The sequence below is a fragment of the Hydrogenophaga aquatica genome (genome assembly GCF_054780915.1).
Genome location: NZ_BAAGVK010000003.1, coordinates 50344 through 71754, shown reverse-complemented (window position 1 = coordinate 71754; position 21411 = coordinate 50344). Strand labels below are relative to the sequence as shown.

Here is a 21411-nt window from a genome sequence, read left to right as displayed (position 1 = left end):
TCGCTTCAGTCACGCACCTGGTTGCGGCCTCCCGCCTTCGCCCGGTACAGCGCTTCGTCCGCGCGGTGCAGCGGCACGTCGACGTCGTCTTCGCCCTCGGCCCACTGCGACAGGCCAACCGACACCGTGAACCGTATCTGGCGGCCATCGCTCAGGTCCACGGCGGTGTGTTCCATCCGCTCGCGCACGCGCTCGGCCACGAGCCGGGCACCGTCCTGCGTTGTCTCGGGCATCAGCACCACGAATTCCTCGCCGCCCAGCCGTGCGGGCGTGTCCACCTCGCGCAGCAGCTCGCCCAGCACCCGGCTCAGGCGCCGCAGCACCTCGTCGCCCCCCGCATGGCCGTATTGGTCGTTGATCTTCTTGAAGAAATCCACGTCCAGCAGCATGAGCGAAAACGCCTTGCCCGAGCGTTTGGCACGGGCCAACTCGTGCTGTGCCCTTTCGTAGAAGTCGCGCCGGTTGCTCAGCGAAGTGAGCGCATCGGTGCGCGCCAGACGCTCCAGCTGCGCCTCGTTCATCTTCTGTTCGGTGTTGTCGAACACCATCGAGCGGCTCGCCAGGAAGCCGCCCTCCTCGTCACGGATGGCCGTGGCGCTCAGCAACACGGGCATGGGCGAGCCGGTACCCTTGACCAGCTCCATCTCCAGATCCTTGATCTGCCCCTCGCGTGCGAACTTCGGAAAGGTCTCGGCAAACGTCTGCCGGCTCTCTTCGGTCAGGAACTCGGTGTAGTGCCGGCCCAGTACCTCTTCACGGGTGCGGCCCAGCCATGACAGCTCGGTCTGGTTCATGCGAACCACCCGCCCGTCCTTGTCCAGCGAGTGGTAGCCACAGGGCGCACGGTCGTACAGGTCCTGCACCTCGTCACGCTGGGTTTCGGCCAGGCCCAGGTCGGAACGCACCGCCGCCTCGGTGCGCTTGGCGTCCCGAAAGCGCTGCAGCATCTCGAACAGCTCGCGGATACGGATGCGCCGCCCGCGCGGCATCTCGGCAAGGCCGTGTTCCATGGCGCCCGAAACCAGCTGCATTTGCCGCACCACGTACCCCGCGAACAAGATCGAGACGAGAACCGACAGCCCCAGCCACAGTACGCTCAACACGGCGATGTGCAGCAACATGGCCTGCACCGGCGCATTGAGCACCGACAGCGGCACGGCCACGCCCAGGTACCAGTCCAGCCCGAAAATGGGCTGCACCTTGTGGATCGTTGGAATGCCTTCGATCGTGGACCCCGGAAACACGCCCCGGGTACCGCTGATGATGGCGGACTGAAAGGAACTGCTGGACTTCTGGCCCACGTGGATGTGGGGGTCCTGGCTGCGCGCCACGATGTTGCCGTTGCGGTCGGCCACCCCCGCAATCCAGTTCGGCGGCAGACGGTCGCTGGCGATGTAGTGGTTGATGGAATCCGCCGTGAGAATGGCACGCAGGGCCTGGGTGGCCTGGCCCTGGCGGATGATGGGCACCGTGACAGCCACCACCTTGATCGGGTTGATGGGCGAATCGAACACCCCTGAAACGTTGGGGCTTTGCGTGCGCAGCGCTTCCTCGATCAGCTCAGACGCATGTGCCCGCGGCAACGCAACCCCAAAAGGCACGGCCGTGTAAAACAGTTTGTTGGCCGCGCCGTCCACCAGCGTGATGGAATGGATGTCGGGGGCTCGCCTGCTCACGCGCACGGCATGCTCGTACAGGCGCGGCACGTCCTGCGCCAGGGCGGCATCGGACTCGGCCAGGGCTTCCATGCTTCCCACGGCGGCCTTCAGCCGCTCGGCAATCGACTGCGTCAGCGCGTCCGAGCGCGCTTCCAGTTGCTCGACCACCGTGCGCTGCTGGAACGCCCTGAATTCCCACACCACCACCAGCGAGAGCGCAAGAACAGGAAGGGTGGCCAGCAAGGACAACCCGAACAACCAGATGCGAAGGCTCAAACGGAAAGTCTGCACGTGGGGTGTCAGCAATTGATTCTTGTGATGCGCAAATTGTCGCCACTTAGGCGATTTGATCCAAATGGAAAGTGATTCACCTACCCGGGCACATGGGTATGACCATACTGTATAAATGGTTTTGACAATCAACGGCATTCACGTCATTGTTGCCACGCAACCCCTGGGAGGCATTGCCTGGAGGGTTGGCGGCAGGCGCCATCCCAACCAACTGCCGACTCGACAGGAGAGGAACCTTGGGCATGCTGGGGAGCTTACTTGCGAGACTGGACCCGCAACGCAGCGTTCGCGCACGGCTGACGCTGCTGATGGGTGCATCGGGCTTCGTCTTCTGCGTCGCGCTGGTGCTGTTGATGGGCCACCGCGCGGAACAGAGAGAGCGCGAAACGGTACAGCAGAGGCTGCACGCCTCCGCGCAAACGATAGCCCACCTCATCGAGCAGGACATCCGCTCGCGGCGCGACGAACTGGCCGTGCTCGCCCAGGCCATTGCCGACCGCCCCCCCAGCCAGACCGGTGAGTTCCGCCGCCTGATCGACCGGGTCAAGGCATCCACCCCCGCCTACGCCTGGATCGGCCTGGCGGATGCGTCGGGCAAGGTCATCGTTGCCTCGGACAGTCTGCTGGAAGGGGTGTCCGTGGCGCAACGCCCCTGGTTCCAGCAAGCCCGCAATGGCGTCTACTTCGGCGACCCGCACGAAGCCAAGCTGCTGGCGCCCTTCGTCAAGCGGGGGGAAAGTGGCGAGTTGCCTCGCTTTGTCGACATAGCCATGACGGTGGACGACACCGGCGGTGCCGTGCTGGGCGGGCACCTGTACTGGGACTGGGCCGAGGAGGCAATCCGTTCGGCCACGTCGGGCATAGGGTTGCGCGACACCCAAGTGCTGATAGCCGACGTGGACGGCAACTGGCTGTTCACCCCCTCGTCAGTGACGTCCAGCGACCTGGCCGGATACCTGTCGGACGAGGCGGCGCGCCAGCCATTCGTGGAAACACTGGTGCGCATGTCGGCGGCCAGCAATGGCGATGGCCTCGTTCATTGGAGCGTGCTGCTGCGGGAGCCACGGGACAGCGCTTTCGCGGCCGTGCTGGAAAACCGCCGCGAGATGCTGCTCTGGGCCGTGCTGGCCGCTGTAGCGTTCGCGGGCCTGACCTGGTTCGTGGCGGGCTGGATGGCCAGACCCCTGCTGGCCCTGGCGGACATGGCCCGTTCGCTGCGCGTGGGCGCCGCGCCCAGCCCCGCCGCCCCGCAGGCAGGCCGCGCCAAGACGGGGGACGAAACGCTCTTCGTGTCGAACGTGATGCGAGACCTTTCCAGCCTGGACGCGCTGACGGGGCTGCTCAACCGCAAACGCCTGTTGGACGATGTGCGCGCGGTCCTCGCCGCGGTGGCGGGACGGGGGCATCTGGGCGGCCTGGTGGTGATGAACATCGACGACTTCCGCAAGCTCAACGACACCCAGGGGCACGATGCGGGCGACCACATCCTGCTGGAAGTGACGCAGCGCCTGCGCTCGGCGGTAGGCACATCCGGCAGCCTGGCGCGGCTGGGTGCGGACGAGTTCGCGCTGCTGCTGCCAGACCTGGGCACCAGCCAGGAACGCGCGGCGGTAGCGGCCCGCGTGTTCGCCGAGCAGATGCTGGCCGTGCTGGACACCCCCGTCCTGATCGATGGCAATGAACAGATGTGCAAGGCCTCGGCTGGCTACCTGGTGTTTGACGGGCGCGAGCAGACTTCTGCTTCCGAACTGCTGAAGCAGGTTGACCTGGCACTGGCGGAAGCCAAGGCCAGCGAGTACGTCAAGGCCATGATGTTCGACCGCAGGATGCAGGACAGGCTGGCCGAGCAGGTGGCCCTGGAAGAGGACCTGGCACGAGCCATCCCCACAGAGCTGCGCCTGGTGTACCAGCCCCAGGTGAACCTGGACGGGCGGGTGATAGGCGCAGAAACGCTGATCCGTTGGGAACGGAGGGGCGTGGGCATGGTGCCGCCTTCTCTGTTCATTCCCGCGGCGGAGGCGTCCGGGCTCATCATCCCGATCGGCCTGTGGGTCATGCGGCGGGCGTGCGAGACGCTGCGCCGCTGGCAGGACATCCCGGCCATGGCGCACCTGGTGCTGGCGGTCAACGTGAGCGCGCGGGAATTCGACAGTCCGTCGTACGTCGACCAGGTGCTGCGGCTGCTCAAGGAAACAGGCATTGACCCGTCACGACTCAAGCTGGAACTGACCGAGAGCATCCTGGCCAGCGACATCGCAGAAACCATCGGCCGCATGAACACCCTGCGCGCACGCGGGGTGCGCTTCTCGCTGGACGATTTCGGCACGGGCTTCTCGTCGCTGGCCTACCTGCAGAGGATGCCGCTGACGCAGTTGAAGATCGACCAGTCCTTCGTGAAGGACGTGACGGTGAACCGCAACGATGCATCGATTGCGCGCACCATCATCAACCTGGGCGCGGGCCTGGAGCTGATGGTGATTGCCGAGGGCGTGGAAACCGCCGAGCAACACCAGTTCCTGGTCAATGCGGGCTGCCGCTTCTTCCAGGGCTACCTGTTCGGCAAACCCATGCCGCTGGAGGAGTTCGAGAAACTGCTGACACAGTAAGGCCGTCGCGGGAGCCCTGCCGCGTCAGGCAAGCCCCAGCTCGGCGTCGGTGGCGTGCCGCCCGCGTTTACCGGCAGGCGGCCAGGGGCGTGTGCGCCAGTGCGGCTCGAACACAAAGGACGAGCGGCTGCGCCCGGGTGGCAGGTTGCCATTGCCCACACCCAGCGCGTAGTCGTAATAGAGCTTGACAATCTCCTCGCGGCTCACCTGCTGCGCCGCCGGATGGGCCAGGCACGCGTCTCGCCATGCGCGCACGCGGTCGTACCGGCGCTCGTCGGGCAGGTCAAAGCCTTCGTAGTACTCGACGAACCAGAACCGCATGAAGAAGGGCGTGAACACCAGCTCGGCCCAGCCGAAGTCCTCGAACAGCCAGGTGCCCTGCGGGGCATGTGCCAGCAGGAAGTCGTCGAGCAGCGCATATTGCCGCAGCAGCTCGTCGCGAAGCGCATCGCGCCTGGCGGGCTCCTGGTTCATGACGAAGCTGTAACCCGCGTTGCCAAACGGCCCTTCCAGGCGGCACAGCATGCCCTCGACGGCGCGGCGGTAAGGGTCGCACTGGGCCACGGGGGGTTCGGGAATGGTGTCTTCCAGGTACTGCAGGATGACCAGGCTTTCCTTGATCACCCGGCCATCGGGCAGCTCCAGCACCGGCAGCGCGGTGGTGCCACGCGTCTTGCGCAGCAGTTCCGGGTCGCGTGGGCGGGTGATGTCAACCACGCGAAACTCCACCGCGTCGCGCCGGTGTTTGAGCGCCAGGAGGATTTCCAGGCGCTGGCTGAACGGACAGACGGGAATGTGGTGGACTACAGGAACGGCCATGGCCGTTGATTCTGCCTGAAGGCCGAGAGGTGACGCGTCTTGTCAACACTGTCGACAAAATTCAGGCCAAAGCAAAGGCCTCCTACTGCCCCAGCATGCCCCGGGGGTCCAGCCAGCGGGCCAGCTCTTCTGGCGTGGCGTAACCCAGGGCCAGCGCAGCCTCGGTGAGCGTGATGCCGTCGCGGTGGGCCAGCTTGGCCACCTGGGCGGCGCGGTCGTACCCCATGTGCGGCACCAGCGCCGTGACCAGCATGAGCGAGCGCGACAGCGTTTGCGCGATGCGCTCGCGGTCGGCCTCGATGCCGCGCGCGCAGTGCACGTCGAAGCTGCGCATGCCGTCGGCCAGCAGCCGGATGCTCTGCAGCAGGTTGTGGGCAATCAGGGGCTTGCACACGTTCAGCTCGAAGTTGCCCGAGGCCGCGCCGAAGGTGATGGCCGCGTCGTTGCCCATGACCTGGCCGCAAAGCATGACCAGCGCCTCGGACTGCGTGGGGTTGACCTTGCCGGGCATGATGGAGCTGCCGGGCTCGTTTTCGGGCAGGGTGATTTCGCCCAGCCCGCCCCGGGGGCCTGATGCCAGCCAGCGCACGTCGTTGGCGATCTTGACCAGCGCCACCGCCAACGCCTTGAGCGCGCCGTGCGCCAGCACCAACGCGTCGTGCGCGCCCAGTGCGGCAAAGGCGTTGGGCGCGCGGGCAAAGGGCAGGCCGTAGGTGCGCGCCAGCTCGGCGGCCACCCGCTCGCCAAAGGCGGGGTGGGTGTTGAGCCCGGTGCCCACCGCCGTGCCGCCTATGGCCAGCTGACACAGCGGCGGCAGGCAGGCCTGTATGGTGGCACGCGCCTGGTCCAGCTGCGCCACGTAGCCCGAGAATTCCTGTCCCAGCGTAAGCGGTACCGCGTCTTGCAGGTGCGTGCGGCCCATCTTGACGATGCTGTCAAACGCCTGGGCCTTGCCTTGCAGGGTGGCGCGCAGCCCGTCCAGCGCGGGCAGCAGGTTGCTGGTGATGGCCTGCGCGGCAGACACGTGCATGGCGGTGGGAAACACGTCGTTGGACGACTGGCCGAGGTTGACGTCGTCGTTGGGGTGCAGCAGGCGCTGCGCGCCCCGGCCGCCGCCCAGCAGCTCGGAGCCCCGGTTGGCCAGCACCTCGTTCATGTTCATGTTGGTCTGCGTGCCCGAGCCGGTCTGCCAGACGGACAAGGGGAACTCTGCATCCAGATGGCCTTCGCCCACCTCGCGCGCGGCCTGGGCAATGGCCTGCGCCTTGTCTGGCGGCAGCAGGCCCAGCGCTTGGTTGACGGTGGCGCACGCGCCCTTCACCACAGCCAGGGCGCGGATGAAGGCAGTGGGCAGGCGTTCGGTGGAAATGGCGAAGTGCTCCAGCGAGCGCTGGGTTTGCGCGCCCCACAGGCGGCGCGCGTCCACTTTGATGGCGCCCAGGGTGTCGCGTTCTTCACGGGTGGCTGGCATGGCGTGGCCCTCCTTGTGGGGAATGCTACGCCTGGGCGGGGGGTTTGGGTGATGTGGCTGATGGGCGGGAAAATACAGGGCAATAATCGTTTGTCACCTGCCTAGCCATCATGTGACTAACGTATTCATCGGAGGTACGGTATGCACTGCATCCGACGAGCAAATCGGCAACCCATATTGTTCGCGCTGCTTCTGGTTTGGGCCATGGGCATGGGTGGCTGTGCGCTGCCCCAGCATGTGGAACATTATTTCTACGAGAAAGATGGTGCAGTCGTCGCCGAGGCATGGCGCTATGCCGGGAATCCGGAAAATCCAGTACATCGCCTTTGGATCAATCTCAAGTCATCGCCGATGTTCGATATCCGCTTGCCGGACGGAGTGTGGATAAGTTCACGGGATGCGGCATTTGGTGGACTGGATCAACACGGACTGGAAGTTGCCAAGATCGGCGACACCGACCATGCGATCTGGCATCCTGCCTTCACACCCGGCGCTCTGGTTGGAAGACATTCATTCATGAATTTCTACGACAACGCCACGAGACTCGAACTGGGCGCCTGCGGATGGTCGATAGAGGAATTGGTCAGAACAGCGGATAAAAGATGTGCCTTTGGATTTCCAGCGACGCTAAAGGACCTTGAGTGCCTGCTTGGCGCTCCGTCGAAAGTTACGAGTATTGGACTTGTGACCGGACACAGCTGCTTCTAGCAACTTGCAGCCTGGCGTTACGCCGCCAGGTACGGCATCAAATGCCCCATGGCCCGTTGCACATAGGCTTCCTTCTCGCCCACCGGGGCCACGTAGTGCAGGGCGCTTTGCGCGGCGTCCACGCCTTCCAGGCGCGCCAGCACCCAGGCCGCCAGGTAGGTGGATGCCAGGCAGCCGCCCGCCGTGGCCACGTTGCCGCTGGCAAAGAGCGGCTGGTCCAGCACTTCGACGCCCGCCTCCTGCACCCAGGGTTTGGTGATGAGGTCGGTGCACGCGGGCACGGCGCCCAGCAAACCCAGCTTGGCCAGCACCAACGTGCCCGAACATTGCGCGCCCAGCAGTTGCCGCGCCGGGTCCAGCTTCAGCTGGGCCATCAACGCCGGGTCGGCCACCACGTCGCGGGTCTTCATGCCGCTGCCCACAATCACCGCGTCTGCCGCGCAGGCGTCGGCCAGCGTGGCCTGGGCCTGCAGCACCAGCCCGTTCATGGACTGCACCTGCGCCGTGGGGCTTGCAATGGACACGCGCCAGCCCGGCTTTTTCACGCGATTGAGGATGCCGTAGGCGATGAGGGAGTCGAGCTCGTTGTAGCCGTCGAAGGTGAGGATGGCGATGTGCATGGGTGGCTGGCGTGTTTGAAGAGGTTGCCTAGGTCACGATGAACCGGTACGCCGTGACCGCCCGGTACGGCCGCCCAGGCGCCACCAGGTTGAGCGGGAAGCCCGGGCAGTGCGGCGCGTTGGGAAACTGCTGCGGCTCCAGGCACACGCCCATGCGCGGGCCGTGCGGCAGCCCCAGCTTGTCACCGGTGTAGAGCTGCATCACCGGCTCGGTGGACCAGGTTTCCATCACGCGGCCAGTGGCTTCGCAACCCAGGCGGGCGCACAGGCGCAGTTGCCCCGGCTGGGCCGGCTGGAGCACATAGGCATGGTCGAAAGCGCCGGATTCGGCCAGTTCGCGGGGGCGGCGCAGGTCGAGCGCGGTTCCGACCACGGGGTGGCGTTCGCCCGTGGGCACATTGTCTGGCGTGGTGGCCAGCGTTTCGTCGGCCAGCACCTGCAGCCAGTGGCCGTCGATGGTTCGCTGTTCCGGCAGCCCCAGGTTGAAGTAGCCGTGGCTGGTGAAACTGGCCGGTGTGGGCAGGCCTTCGCAGGTTGCCTCGTGCTCGATCAGCAGTTCGTTGCCCTGACCCAGACGGTAGGTCAGACGCAGGGCCAGCGTGCCGGGGAAGCCCGTTTCCTGTGCAGGCATGCGCAACCGCAGCACCAGCGCCGTGTCGTTGTACGTCACCATGTCAAAAGCCTGGTGGCGTGAGCCGCGCGGGCCGCCATGCAAACAGTGCTGGCCTTCGTTGGCCCCCAGGCGGTACTCGTGCCCGTCAAGCGTGAAACGCGCCCCCGCAATGCGCCCGGCATAGGGCGCCACGAAGGCCCCCAGCGAAGGGGAGCCAGCCAGCACCTCGTTCAGGCCACCATACCCCAGAGCCACGTCGCCAGGCTGGCCATGGCGGTCGGGCACCTGCGCCTGCATGATCTTGGCCCCCATGTTGGTGATGGCCACGGTCATGCCGCTGTCGTTGCGCAGGAAGTACAGGCTGACGGGACAGCCGTCCACCAGGCCAGCAAAAGAGTGGGGGTCGAGCAGGGCGGGCATGGGTGGCAACGGTGTGGTTGAACGTTAGGTATTTTCCCGCACTGACGGGGGCAAACGGCGCCATTTGTCGCCTGACCGATGTTTGCGCGGCGCAAGTCTGTCGCAAGATATCGAACGATCGTTCGTTTTTTCATCAGGAGTCACCCGATGCGCTTGAGTATTGCCGTCAAACTGTGGTTGCCTACGCTGGTGGTGACGGTGGCGCTGATTGCCATGTCTGCCGGTTCGGCCGTGCGGACGGTGCGTTCGCAAGCCGAGACCGCCCGCCAGCAAAGTGAGCAGCAGGCCAAGCTGGAAGGCGCGGCGCGCTGGAGCGGCCTGGCCGAGGCGAATGCCATGCGCCAGGTAGGCGCAGCCCTGGCGGCCGACGACACCGCCGCACAGCTTTTGCTGACCGACGCCACCCCCACGGCCAATGCCATCGGCCAGCTCAAGGCCGAACTGGGCCGCCTGCTGCAGGCCCCCGACGAACAACGCGAACTGGCCAACGTACTGGCGCGCGAAGCGGCCCTGGCACAGGCGCTGGAACAGGCCCGCAGCCTGCACGCCACGGGTGATATGGCCGCCGTGCAGGCCCATGTGCGGCAAGAGGTGCAACCCCGGCTGCAAGCCTTCACCAAGGCGTTGCGCCAGCTGGTGGCGCTCACCGAAACGGGCGCCACGGCCCTGCGCGACAAGGCGGGGCAGGAGCGCATGCGCACGGTGTGGATGGTGGCAGGCATCATGGCCTTCATCGCCGTGGGCATTTCGCTGGGCACGCGGCTGCTGCAGCGCAACGTGTGCGAGCCGCTGCAGCGCATTGTGGACACGGCCAACGCCATCGGCCAGGGCAACCTGGCGGTACGCATGGACACCACGCGGCGCGACGAGATGGGTGACGTGCTGCGCGCGCTGCAGGGCATGGTGGCGTCGCTGGCGGCACTGCTGGAGCAAGTGCACGGCTCGGCCAGCAACATCAGCCTGGCCAGCGCCGAGATCGCCAGCGGCAACCAGAACCTGTCGGACCGCACCGAGCACACCGCCAGCAACCTGCAGCAGACCACAGGGGTGATGAACCACCTGAACACCAGCCTGCGCGAAGCGGCCGAGGCCAGCCGGCATGCCAGCGAACTGGCGCAGTCTGCTTACCAGGTTGCGCAGGCCAACGGGCAGACGGTGGGCGACGTGGTGAGCACGATGCACGAGATCCATGCGTCGTCCAGCAAGGTGGTGGAGATCATCGGTGTGATCGACGGCATTGCCTTCCAGACGAACATCCTGGCGCTGAACGCAGCCGTGGAAGCCGCACGCGCGGGCGAGGCGGGCCGGGGCTTTGCCGTGGTGGCGGCGGAAGTGCGCGCGCTGGCCGGGCGCAGCGCCGAGGCAGCCAAGGAGATCAAGGCGCTCATCGGCAATTCGGTGGATGGCGTGAACCGGGCTGCGGATTTGGTGGACGGCGCGGGGCAGGCCATGCAGCAACTGGTGAATGCCGTGCAGCAGGTGAGTGACATCGTGACCCAGGTGTCGCACGCCACCGGCAGCCAGATGCGCGACATGCAGCAGGTGTACGCGAGCGTGACCGAACTGGATGGCATGACGCAGCAGAACGCAGCCCTGGTGGAGCAGAGCGCGGCGGCCACGGCGTCGCTGCACGATCAAGTGACGTTGATGGAGGGGCTGGTCAGGCGCTTTGCCTTGCCAGCGGGGCAGAGGCTGCTGACGGTGGGGTGACCTTCAGGATGTGTGCGGCCAAGGTTTGCGTGCTCAGGTTATTGGCGGTCAAGGCGTGTGCGCACAGGGGCTGGCGCTCCACCATGCTGGTTGGTTGCGGCACGCCTGGCGCTGTGGGGGCGATTTCTGTGGCGGCTGTGACCGCCTGTCTGGGGCCGGGCGCGCTTTAGCGCGCTTCGTCACTGACTTGCGGTGGCTGTTCGAACGGAGCGCTGCAAGCGCGCAGTGAGTTCCACCGCACCGGCCCCAGACAGGTGGACGCAGCGGAGTCGGCGCCCAGGGCGCCGACCGACACAGCATGAGCCCCCGCAGGGCCAGGCCTGCCGCAGCAAGCGAGGTCTATACAGCAACCAGACGAAGATCAAGTCACCGGCGCCGGATTGAACAGCACCAGCGCGTTGTGCAGCTTCCACTGCTCCGCCCACGTGCGCTTGCCGCTGGCCACGTCCAGCATCAGGTGGAACAGCTCCCAGCCCAGCTCCTCGATGCTCGCGCCGCCGCTGGCAATGCGCCCCGCGTTCAGGTCCATCAGGTCGTGCCAGCGCCGCGCCAGATCATCGCGCGTCGCCACCTTGATCACCGGGCACTCGGCCAGCCCATAGGGCGTGCCCCGCCCCGTGGTGAACACGTGCAGGTTCATGCCCGCAGCCAGCTGCAGCGTGCCGCAGATGAAATCGCTCGCGGGCGTGGCGGCAAAGATCAGGCCCTTCTGACGCACCTTCTCTCCTGGCGCAATCACCCCGTGAATAGGCCCCGTGCCGCTCTTGACGATGGAGCCCATCGCCTTTTCCACAATATTCGACAAGCCACCCTTCTTGTTGCCCGGCGTGGTGTTGGCACTGCGGTCCACCTGGCCGCGCTCCAGGTAGGCGTCGTACCAGCCCAGCTCGCGCACAATCGCCTGCGCCACCTCGGGCGTGGCGGCGCGGCGGGTGAGCTGGTCCACCGCGTCACGCACCTCGGTGTTCTCGCTGAACATCACCGTGGCGCCCGCGCGCACCAGCAGGTCGGTGGCAAAACCCACCGCCGGGTTGGCCGTCACGCCAGAAAACGCATCGCTCCCGCCGCACTGCACGCCCACCACCAAGTCCGACACGGGGCAGGTCTCGCGCTGGCGGCGGTTGAGCCGCTCCAAGTGCACGCGCGCCTGGGCCAGGATGCTGTCGATCATCGACATGAAGCCCACGTGCTTGTCGTCCTGCAGGCAGACCACGTCCAGCCCAGCGTCGCGCTCGTCGGCAATCGGAATGCTGCCAGGCGGCAGCAAACGCTCGGGCTGCAGCTTTTCGCAGCCCAGGCTCACCACCATCACCTCGCCGCCAAAGTTGGGGTTGCTGGCCAGGTTGCGCAGCGTACGGATGGGGATGATGGCGTCGGGCGCGTCAATGGCCACGCCGCAGCCGTAGGTGTGCTCCAGGCCCACCACGCCATCCACGTTGGGGTAGTGCGGCAGCAGTTCTTTCTTGATGCGTTCCACCGCCACGTCCAGCACCCCGGCCACGCATTGCACGGTGGTGGTGATGGCCAGCAGGTTGCGCGTGCCCACGCTGCCGTCGGCGTTGCGGTAGCCCTGGAAGGTGTGTCCCTGCAGCGGCGGCAGTTCGGCGGGCGGCTGCGGCGCGGGCAGGCCTTCCAGCGAACGGGCTGCGGGCATGCGCAGCCGCTGCTCGTTCACCCAGCCACCAGCGGCAATGTCCACCGCCGTGTGGCCGATGACCACGTTGTAGCGGAGCACCTCGCTGCCAGCGGGCAGGTCTTGCAGCGCCACCTTGTGGCCCTGGGGCACGGCGTCCACCAACGTGGGGCCGCCGGGCAGCGTGGCACCGCGCGGCAGGCCGCCGTCGTTGACGACGATAGCCACGTTGTCCGCCGGGTGCATGCGGATGGCGCGGGGGGCAATGGGCTCTGACATGGTGTTCTCTCGCTTCAAAGCACCATTCAACGCACCAGGCAGGGCCGCTTGGGGTCGAACTTCCAGCCGGGTATCAGGTACTGCATGGCGATGGCGTCGTCACGCGCGCCCAGGCCGTGCTGCATGTAGAGCTGGTGGGCCTTTTCCACCTCGGCCATGTCCAGCTCCACGCCCAGGCCCGGCTTCTGGGGCACCTGCACGTAGCCGCCTTCGATCTTCAGCGGCTCCTTGGTCAGGCGTTGGCCATCCTGCCAGATCCAGTGCGTGTCGATGGCCGTGACCTTGCCCGGCGCAGCCGCGCCCACGTGGGTGAACATGGCCAGGGACACGTCGAAATGGTTGTTGGAGTGCGAACCCCAGGTCAGGCCCCAGTCGCGGCAGGTCTGCGCCACGCGGACGCTGCCCGCCATGGTCCAGAAGTGCGGGTCGGCCAGCGGAATGTCCACGCTCTGCAGCGCCAGCGAATGGGCCATCTGGCGCCAGTCGGTGGCCACCATGTTGGTGGCGGTGGGCAGGCCGGTGGCGCGGCGGAACTCGGCCATCACCTCGCGGCCGCTGAAACCTTCTTCTGCGCCGCACGGGTCCTCGGCGTAGGCCACCACGCCGCGCATCTTGTGGCCCAGGCGGATGGCGTCCTTCAGCAGCCAGCCGCCGTTGGGGTCCAGCGTCACGCGCGCCTCGGGGAAGCGCTCGTGCAACGCGGTCACGGCCTCCACTTCGGCGTCGCCGCTCAGCACACCACCCTTGAGCTTGAAGTCCTGGAAGCCATAGCGCTTCTGCGCGGCCTCGGCCAGGCGCACCACGGCCTCGGGCGTCATGGCCGCCTCGTGGCGCAGGCGGCACCAGTCGTCGGCGTTATCGGGTTCGCTCACGTAGGGCAAGTCGGTTTTCAGCCGGTCGCCCACGAAGAACAGGTAACCCAGCATCTGCACCGCGTCGCGCTGCTGGCCTTCGCCCAGCAATGCCGCCACGGGCACGCCCAGGTGTTGGCCTTGCAGGTCCAGCAGGGCCGACTCCACGGCGGTCACGGCATGGATAGTGGTGCGCAGGTCGAAGGTCTGCAGGCCGCGCCCGCCGCTGTCGCGGTCGGCGAACTTCACGCGCATGGCGTTCAGAACGGCCTGCAGGTTGCCGATGGACTGGCCTTCCACCAGCGGGCGGGCATCTTCCAGCGTCTGGCGGATCTTTTCACCACCGGGCACTTCACCCACGCCGGTGTGCCCAGCGTTGTCGGTAACGATGACCAGGTTGCGCGTGAAGAACGGCGCGTGCGCGCCCGACAGGTTAAGCAGCATGCCGTCGCGCCCCGCAACCGGGATCACGCGCATCGACGAAACGACGGGGGCGGATGAGGCGTTCATCACTGGGGCCCGAGCTTGGCGATCAGCGCCTGCAGCTCTTCCATCTCGGCGGGCTTGAGGTCGGTCAGCGGCGCACGCACCGGGCCGGCCGAATGGCCCACCAACGTGGCACCGGCCTTGACGATGCTGACTGCATAGCCCTGCACGCGGTTGCGGATCTTCAGGTAGGGCATGAAGAACTCTTTGAGCAACTTGTGCTGGGTCGCCATGTCGTCGGTGCGCACGGCTTCGTAGAAGGCCATGGCCGTCCTGGGAATGAAGTTGAACACCGCCGACGAATACACCGGCGTGCCCAGCGCCTTGTAGGCGGCGGCGTAGACCTCGGCCGTGGGCAGGCCGCCCAGGTAGGCAAAGCGGTCGCCCATGTGCATGTAGATGGAGGACATCAGCTCGATGTCGCCAATGCCGTCCTTGAAGCCCACCAGGTTGGGGCAGCGCTCGGCCAGCGTGGCCAGCGATTCGGGCGTGAGCTTGCAGACGTTGCGGTTATAGACGATGACGCCGAACTTGACGCTCTTGCACACCGCCTCCACGTGGGCGATCAGGCCTTCCTGCCCGGCTTCGGTCAGGTAGTGCGGCAGCAGCAGGATGCCGTGCGCGCCCTGGCGCTCGGCTTCCTGCGCGCATTCGATGGCGAAGCGCGTGGGACCGCCTGCACCCGCGATGATGGGCACCTTGCCACGGCAGGTTTGCACGGCGGTGCGGATGATGTCGGGGTATTCCTGCGCAGTCAGCGAGAAGAACTCGCCCGTGCCGCCCGCGGCAAACAGGGCGCTTGCGCCGTAGGGGGCCAGCCATTCCAGGCGCTCGGCGTAGCCGCGCGGGTTGAAGTTGCCCTGCGCGTCGAAGTCCGTCAGCGGAAACGACAGCAGGCCGGAGGACATGATGTTCTTGAGGTCTTGAGGATGCATGGTGTGTGACTCGTGTTTGTCAGATGGTGAGTTATTCCGCCTTGATGCCGGCGGCCTTGATCACTTCGGCCCATTTGGCGACTTCGGCTTTCTGGTATTCGCCCAGTTCGGCAGGCTTCATGTTGGACGGCACCATGCCAAACCCTTTCAGGCGCGCTTGCACCTCGGGGGTGGCAACGATCTTCATGATTTCGGCGTGCAGCCGGTCCACGATGGGCTGCGGTGTCCCGGCTGGTGCGAACACGGCTTGCCAGGAACCCATGTCGAACCCGCGCTGGCCGGCTTCAGCGATGGTGGGCACGTCGGGCAGCGACTCCAGCCGCTTGGAACTGGTGACTGCGATCGGGCGCAGCCGGCCGGTCTGGATGTGTGGACCGACGATCAGTGAAGTGTCAAACATCATGTCCACTTGCCCGCCGAGCAAATCTTGAACGGCCGGCCCGGAGCCCCGGTACGGCGCATGGGTGAATTTCACGCCCGTCTGATGGGCCAGCAGTTCCAGGGCCATGTGCGGCGAGGTGCCAATGCCCGGCGAAGCTGAAGTCAGCCCCCCGTTCTTGGCCTTGCTGGCGGCCAGCACGTCTTTGAGCGTTTTGTAAGGGCTGGATGCCGGAACAGCCAATACCAGCGGGCCCGAACCCAGCATGGCAACGGGAGCAAAGGACTTCACCGGGTCGTACCCGATAGGGTTGGTGTAGAGGCTGACGTTGATGGAATGGGAGCTGATGGTGCCACCAAGAATCGTGTAGCCGTCGGCAGGCGCACGGGAGGCAGAGGCAGAACCGACGCTTCCACCGGCACCGGCCCTGTTGTCGATGACCACAGGTGTGCCCAGTGCCGTGGCCAGCGCGGGCGCAATCAGACGGGCCAGGGTATCGGTGTTGCCGCCGGGGGGGAAAGGCACCACGTAGGTAATGGGCTTGGCCGTCGGCCAGCCGCTCTGGGCAGCAACGGGCAGGGTAGTCAATGCGCCTGCCAGCAAGGCGGTGCTGGTGGCGAGGGTATGGCGAATCAGAGTGCGGCGTTGCATGGCGTGTCTCCTTTGTGTGGTTGGGCGGGAGGTTGTCGGGGCGGGTGAATCAGGGTCTTCAAAAACGCGGCTGCCGCCCGGTGAAGGCCGGGTCGTACTTGCGCATCTGCGCCAGGTCGTCGCGGTTGCGGATGGTGGTGTTCAGGTAGTTGTCGTGCAGGCGTGCCAGGGCCTCGCGGTCCAGCGTCACGCCCAGGCCGGGGGTGCGCGGCACGCGCAGGCTGCCGTCTTCAAACTTCAGCCGCCCGCCCTGCACCACCTCGTCGTCCTGCCAGGGGTAGTGCGTGTCGCAGGCATAGGACAGCAACGGCACCGACGCGGCCAGGTGGGTCATGGCCGTCAGGCTGATGCCCAGATGGGAGTTGGAGTGCATGGACAGGCCCAGGCCGAAGGTCTCGCACATCAACGCCAGGCGCTGGGTGGCACGCAGACCGCCCCAGTAGTGGTGGTCGCTCAACACGATCTTCACCGGGCAGCCCATCTCGGCGTTGCGGCGGAATTCCTTCAGGTCGGTGACCACCATGTTGGTGGCCAGCGGCACGTCGCACGCCTGGGCCACGGCGGCCATGCCGTCCAGGCCGGGGGCTGGGTCTTCGTAGTACTCCAGCACGCCGCGCAGCTGCTCCAGAATGCGCAGGCTGGTGGCCACGCTCCAGTTGGCGTTGGGGTCGATGCGCAGCGGCGCGCCAGGAAAGGCCTTGGCCAGCGCCAGAATGCCTGCGGCCTCTTGCTCGGGCGGCAGCGCACCGGCCTTCAGCTTGATGCTCTTGAAGCCGTATTGCCCGATCATTCGGCGAGCCTGTGCCACCAGCTGTTCAGGGGTGATGGCCTCGCCCCAGGGGTCGGGCGCATAGGGCTTTTCAATGTGCTCGGCGTACTTGTAGAACAGGTAGGCACTGAAGGGCACGGCGTCGCGCGCGGCGCCACCCAGCAGGTCCACCACGGGGGCGTTGGCCAGCTGGCCCTGCAGGTCCATCATGGCCACTTCAAAAGCGCTGATCACCTTGGCCACCGTCTTGGACACGTGCGTGCCCGGCGCCAGTGAGATTTGCGTACCCAGGAACTCGGACGAAGCTGCTTGTGGCGGTGCCACCAGCGCAGCGACGCGCGTTTCCATCTCGTTCAGCGCCCAGGGCGACAGGCCGTTGAGCGCGGGCGCCGCCTTGGCCAGCGCCTCCAGCATGGGCAGGTCGCCGTAGCTTTCGTTGATGCCGACCAGGCCCGAGTCGGTTTCGATCTCGATGATCGAGCGCAGCGCCCACGACTCGTGGATGCCGGCCGCGTTGAGCAACGGCGGGTCGCGGAACGCGATGGGCGTGACGCGGACGTGGCGGATGGCGTGTGTCGTCATGGCCACCTCAGTTCAACAGCAGGCCGGGCAGCCAGAGCGACAGCGCGGGAATGTAGGTGACCGCGATCAGCACCAGCAGCAGCGCGAAGAAGAAGGGCGCGAGCGCCTTGACCACCTGCTCCATCGGCAGCTTGGCCACGGCCGCGCCAACGAAGAGCACGCCGCCCACGGGCGGGGTGATCAGGCCGATGCCCAGGTTCACCATCATGATCATGCCGAAGTGCACCGGGTCCACGCCAATGCTCTTGATGACCGGCAGCAGGATGGGCGTGAGGATCAGGATCAGCGGCGCCATGTCCATCAGCGTGCCCAGCACCAGCAGCAGCACGTTGATCAGCGCCAGGATCACGTAGCGGTTGTCCGAGAGCGTGGTCAGCGCGGTGGTGATCTGCAGCGGAATCTGCATCAGCGTCATGATGTAGCCGAAGCTAGCGGCGAACGCGATCAGGATCATCACGATGGACAGCGTCTTGACCGTGCGGTGCACGAGTTTGGGTGTCTCGTTCCAGCGGTAGTCGCGGTAGATGAACATGGTCACGAAGAAGGCCCAGAGCACCGCGATGGAGGCCGACTCGGTGGGGGTGAACACGCCACTCAAGATGCCGCCGAGGATGATGACCATGGTCATCAGGCCCCAGAGCGCGTCGGCGCAGATCTTCAGCGCCTGGCGCATCGGAATCACCTCGCCCTTGGGGTAGTTGCGCTTGCGGGCCATGAACAGGCACATGACGGCGAGCGTCAGCCCCAGCAGCAGGCCCGGCAGCACCCCGGCGATGAACAGCGCCGCGATGGACACCGTGCCACCTGCTGCGAGCGAATAGATGACCGCGTTGTGACTGGGCGGGATGAGGATGGCCTGCACCGAACCCGATACCGTGACCGCCGTGGCAAAGTCGCGCGGGTAGCCCTTCTTCTCCATCTCGGGGATGAGCACGGTGCCTACCGATGCCGTGTCGGCCATGGACGAGCCCGAGATGGCACCGAAGAAGGTGGAGGCCAGGATGTTGACCAGCGACAGGCCGCCGCGGATGAAACCGACCAGCACGTTGGCGAACGCCACCAGGCGCCGTGCCATGCCGCCTTCGGCCATGATGGCACCGGCCAGCACGAAGAACGGAATGGCCAGCAGCGAGAACTTGTTGACGCCGTTGGCAATGGCGATCATCACCGCGTCCAGCGGGATGTCGATCCACCAGGCGCCGATCAGGGCGGCGATGCCCATGGCGTAGGCCACGGGGGTGCCGATCAGGATCAGCACGAAAAAACTGCCGAGCAGGACCCAGGCTTCCATCATGCGGCTCCTTCGGCGTTGGTTTTGGGGTGAGCAGGCTCGTGGTCGAAGGTGACGACCGCGCGGCGACTCTGGTCACCCAGGAAGATGTGTTCGAGCACGAACAGGGCAGTCACCGCGCCGCCGATGGGTACGGGCAGGTAGGTGAAGCCCACGGGCATCCACGGCAGTTCGGGGATGGACTGGCCCCAGGTGCCCATGCACAGCTGCGCGCCATACCAGAGCATGAACAGCGAAACCACCAGCATCAGCACGTGCACCACGCCGCGCAGCGGGCGCCGCACTGTGGAGGGCAGGCGCTGCGTGAGCATTTCGACGGCAATGTGCGCCCCGGCGCGGTAGCTGCACGCGGCCCCCAGGAAGGTGAACACCACCATCAGCAGGATGGAGATGGGCTCGGGCCACTGCGAACCGGTGCCCAGCACGTAGCGCGAAAAAATGCCCCAGGGAATGAAGAGCGACATCAGAAAGATGCACGCCCCCGCCACCCAGATGCAGGTCAGGTAGACCAGGTCCAGCAGGCGCGAGACAGGATGTCCGCCAGGCGAGTGGTGACTCATAGAAAGCTCACAAGAGAAGGAGAGACGCAGGAACCCGCATCCGGCACACACCGCGGAACCGGCTGGGCCGGACCGCAGGTGTGCTTGCCCTCAGGGGGAAAACCGCGATGAGGTGAAGGGGGTGCTTACTTCACCGCAGCGATGCGCTTCATCAGGTCAGCATGCTTGGCGCCGTACTTCTGACGCACCGGCTCGGTGGCGTCGTAGAAGGGCTTGTTGTCGATGTTGATGAACTCGACACCGGCGGCCTTGAGCTTGGCGGTGTACTCCTCCACGCTCTTGTCCCACAGGGCGCGCTGTTCCAGCTGGGCTTCGCGCGCCAGCTTCTTCACCAGGGCCTGGTCGGCGGGGGTCAGCTTGTCCCAGGTCACCTTGGACATCACCAGAATCTCAGGGATGATCAGGTGGTTGGTCTGGCTGTAGTACTTGGCCGGGGTGTTGTAGTGGTTGGCGGTGAAATAGCTGGGCGGGTTGTTCTCGGCACCGTCGATCACGCCGGTCTGCAGCGAGGTGAACACCTCACCGTAGGCCATGGCGATGCCGTTGCCGCCCATGGCGTTCATGGTGTCCACGAACAGTGGGTTGCCCATCATGCGCACCTTCTGGCCCTTCAGGTCTTCGGGCTTGCGCACCGGCTTCTTGGTGTACAGGCTGCGCGCACCGCCGTCCATCCAGCCCAGGCCTACCAGGCGTGCCGGGCTGGCCGTCACCTTGGCCAGCAGTTCGTCACCCACGGGGCCGTCGATCACTGCGCGCATGTGGGCAATGTCACGGAACACGAAGGGCATGTTGAACACGTCCACCTCGGGCACCACGGGGCCGATCACGCCCAGCGAGATTCGCGCCATCTGGATGGCGCCCAGCTGCACCTGTTCCACGGCTTCCTTTTCCTGGCCCAGCACGGCGCCCGGGAACATCTGAACCTTGATGCGGCCGTTGGTGGCGGCGTCCAGCTTCTTGCCCATGTTGTCCACGGCCACCACGGTGGGGTAGCCAGCGGGGTGGGTGTCGTGCGACTTGAGCACGATGTTCTGTGCCTGTGCGGCCACGGGCAGCAGGCCTGCCAGCGCAAGCGCCAGCATCAGTCGGCGGGGTGTTTTCATGGTGTCTCCTGTTGGGTGGTGGGTAAGCAAGGGTGAAGAATGACCGCCCGGCGTCAAACGACGCCCTGCGGCTCGTCCAGGCCCCTCACGCCCGGACGAAGTGCAAACAATCCCCCGGCCAGGGGCTGGTCGGACACATCGCCGCCGGGCCGTATGGAGGTGACGAACAAGGTGTCGAGCCCGGGGCCGCCGAAGGCGCACATGGCAGGCTTTTTCACGGGCACGGGTAGCGAACGGTCGAGCCGTCCTTCGGGTGTAAAGCGGTGCACCAGGCCCGCGTCGTTGCCGCAGATCCAGTAGCAGCCGTCGGCGTCCACGGCAGCGCCGTCGGGGCGGCCGGGCAGGGGTTTGAAGTCGATGAACACGCGGCGGTTGCTGGGCGTGCCGGTGTCGGGGTCGTAATCGAAGGCCCACACGGTCTGCACCTGCGGGTGTGAATCCGAGAGGTACATGGTGCGCCCATCAGGGCTGAAGGCCATGCCGTTGGGGGTGATGAAGCCGGGAATGACGGGGGTGGCGCGCAGGCTTTCACGGCTGGGGCCGCCGTCCAGCCGGTACACCGTGCCCTGCACGGCGGCGAGCGACATGTCGGCCACCATGGTGCCTGCCCAGAAGCGGCCCTGGCGGTCGCAGCGGCCGTCGTTGAAGCGCATGCCTGTGTGGGGGTGGTCCACGCCCACCAGCGGTTCCACGGTCAGGCGGCCGTCGTCTGCGGGGGTCAACAGGGCGATGCCGCCTTCCATGCCCGCTATCCAACCGCCATGCGGGTGGTTTTCGCTGCCCGCTTGCAGGGCGATGCAGGCGATCTGTTGCTTTGCTTCCCAGAAGCGCGCCTGGCCGCTGACGGCCTGCCAGCACCACAGGCGCCGGGCGGGGATGTCCACCCAGTACAGGGCCTGGTGGCGCGCGCTCCACACGGGGCTTTCGCCCACGCCGCAGCGGGCGTCCAGCAGCAGTTCGGCGGTGGCGCTCATGA

The 21411-nt window shown here is 66.2% G+C and carries 17 protein-coding genes; 3 read left to right on the top strand and 14 right to left on the bottom strand.

Features of this window, described 5'->3' with window-relative positions; genetic code table 11:
* Positions 1–5 precede the first annotated feature (5 nt).
* Positions 6–1964, bottom strand: a complete 1959-nt coding sequence (locus ACYVHH_RS03665; RefSeq protein WP_460563701.1) for a sensor domain-containing diguanylate cyclase — start codon at positions 1962–1964, stop codon at positions 6–8.
* 227 nt (positions 1965–2191) lie between these two features.
* Here ACYVHH_RS03665 and ACYVHH_RS03660 point away from each other — a divergent pair, with 227 nt between their 5' ends.
* Entirely contained in the window at positions 2192–4555 is a 2364-nt protein-coding gene (locus ACYVHH_RS03660; RefSeq protein WP_460563700.1) for a bifunctional diguanylate cyclase/phosphodiesterase, read from the top strand.
* Between the two features lie 24 nt (positions 4556–4579).
* Here the strand turns inward: ACYVHH_RS03660 and ACYVHH_RS03655 are convergent, their stop codons facing one another.
* Together ACYVHH_RS03655 and fumC are read right to left on the bottom strand one after the other, a co-directional pair.
* Positions 4580–5374, bottom strand: coding sequence for a glutathione S-transferase family protein (locus tag ACYVHH_RS03655; RefSeq protein ID WP_460563699.1), 795 nt, complete (start codon positions 5372–5374; stop codon positions 4580–4582).
* An 82-nt stretch (positions 5375–5456) separates the two neighbouring features.
* Positions 5457–6845 carry a class II fumarate hydratase gene (gene fumC, locus ACYVHH_RS03650; protein ID WP_460563697.1) on the bottom strand — a complete coding sequence of 463 codons (1389 nt, stop codon included), beginning with the start codon at positions 6843–6845 and terminating at the stop codon, positions 5457–5459.
* A gap of 177 nt (positions 6846–7022) precedes the next feature.
* Between fumC and ACYVHH_RS03645 the strand changes: the two genes are divergently transcribed.
* Positions 7023–7553, top strand: coding sequence for a hypothetical protein (locus ACYVHH_RS03645; protein WP_460563696.1), 531 nt, complete (start codon positions 7023–7025; stop codon positions 7551–7553).
* Between the two features lie 17 nt (positions 7554–7570).
* Here the strand turns inward: ACYVHH_RS03645 and ACYVHH_RS03640 are convergent, their stop codons facing one another.
* A complete protein-coding gene (locus ACYVHH_RS03640; RefSeq protein WP_460563695.1) occupies positions 7571–8173 on the bottom strand; it encodes a DJ-1/PfpI family protein in 603 nt (200 codons plus the stop codon).
* Between the two features lie 28 nt (positions 8174–8201).
* Positions 8202–9206, bottom strand: coding sequence for an aldose epimerase family protein (locus ACYVHH_RS03635; protein WP_460563694.1), 1005 nt, complete (start codon positions 9204–9206; stop codon positions 8202–8204).
* Positions 9207–9353: 147 nt separating this feature from the next.
* Between ACYVHH_RS03635 and ACYVHH_RS03630 the strand changes: the two genes are divergently transcribed.
* On the top strand, positions 9354–10916 hold the full coding sequence (locus tag ACYVHH_RS03630; RefSeq protein WP_460563693.1) for a methyl-accepting chemotaxis protein: 1563 nt from the start codon (positions 9354–9356) through the stop codon (positions 10914–10916).
* Positions 10917–11277: 361 nt separating this feature from the next.
* On the opposite strand, the gene garD is transcribed toward ACYVHH_RS03630, so the two are convergent.
* From garD to ACYVHH_RS03585, 9 genes are all read right to left on the bottom strand, one after another.
* Positions 11278–12828, bottom strand: a complete 1551-nt coding sequence (gene garD / locus ACYVHH_RS03625; RefSeq protein WP_460563692.1) for a galactarate dehydratase — start codon at positions 12826–12828, stop codon at positions 11278–11280.
* A gap of 26 nt (positions 12829–12854) precedes the next feature.
* The gene (gudD, locus tag ACYVHH_RS03620; protein WP_460563691.1) at positions 12855–14189 is read right to left on the bottom strand and encodes a glucarate dehydratase; all 1335 of its coding nucleotides are present in this window, start codon (positions 14187–14189) and stop codon (positions 12855–12857) included.
* Positions 14189–15100, bottom strand: coding sequence for a 5-dehydro-4-deoxyglucarate dehydratase (gene kdgD, locus ACYVHH_RS03615; RefSeq protein ID WP_460563690.1), 912 nt, complete (start codon positions 15098–15100; stop codon positions 14189–14191). The genes gudD and kdgD overlap by 1 nt, the downstream gene beginning before the upstream one ends.
* A 31-nt stretch (positions 15101–15131) precedes the next feature.
* Positions 15132–16130 carry a Bug family tripartite tricarboxylate transporter substrate binding protein gene (locus ACYVHH_RS03610; RefSeq protein WP_460563689.1) on the bottom strand — a complete coding sequence of 333 codons (999 nt, stop codon included), beginning with the start codon at positions 16128–16130 and terminating at the stop codon, positions 15132–15134.
* A gap of 58 nt (positions 16131–16188) precedes the next feature.
* Positions 16189–17481, bottom strand: coding sequence for a glucarate dehydratase family protein (locus ACYVHH_RS03605; protein WP_460563688.1), 1293 nt, complete (start codon positions 17479–17481; stop codon positions 16189–16191).
* A gap of 7 nt (positions 17482–17488) precedes the next feature.
* Positions 17489–18772: a TRAP transporter large permease gene (locus tag ACYVHH_RS03600; RefSeq protein WP_460563687.1), complete on the bottom strand. Its 1284-nt coding sequence runs from the start codon at positions 18770–18772 to the stop codon at positions 17489–17491.
* The gene (locus ACYVHH_RS03595; RefSeq protein ID WP_460563685.1) at positions 18772–19332 is read right to left on the bottom strand and encodes a TRAP transporter small permease; all 561 of its coding nucleotides are present in this window, start codon (positions 19330–19332) and stop codon (positions 18772–18774) included. Before ACYVHH_RS03595 ends, ACYVHH_RS03600 begins: the two co-directional genes overlap by 1 nt.
* Before the next feature lie 125 nt (positions 19333–19457).
* Positions 19458–20435, bottom strand: a complete 978-nt coding sequence (locus tag ACYVHH_RS03590) for a TRAP transporter substrate-binding protein (RefSeq protein ID WP_460563684.1) — start codon at positions 20433–20435, stop codon at positions 19458–19460.
* Between the two features lie 53 nt (positions 20436–20488).
* Entirely contained in the window at positions 20489–21409 is a 921-nt protein-coding gene (locus tag ACYVHH_RS03585; protein WP_460563683.1) for an SMP-30/gluconolactonase/LRE family protein, read from the bottom strand.
* Positions 21410–21411 lie beyond the last annotated feature (2 nt).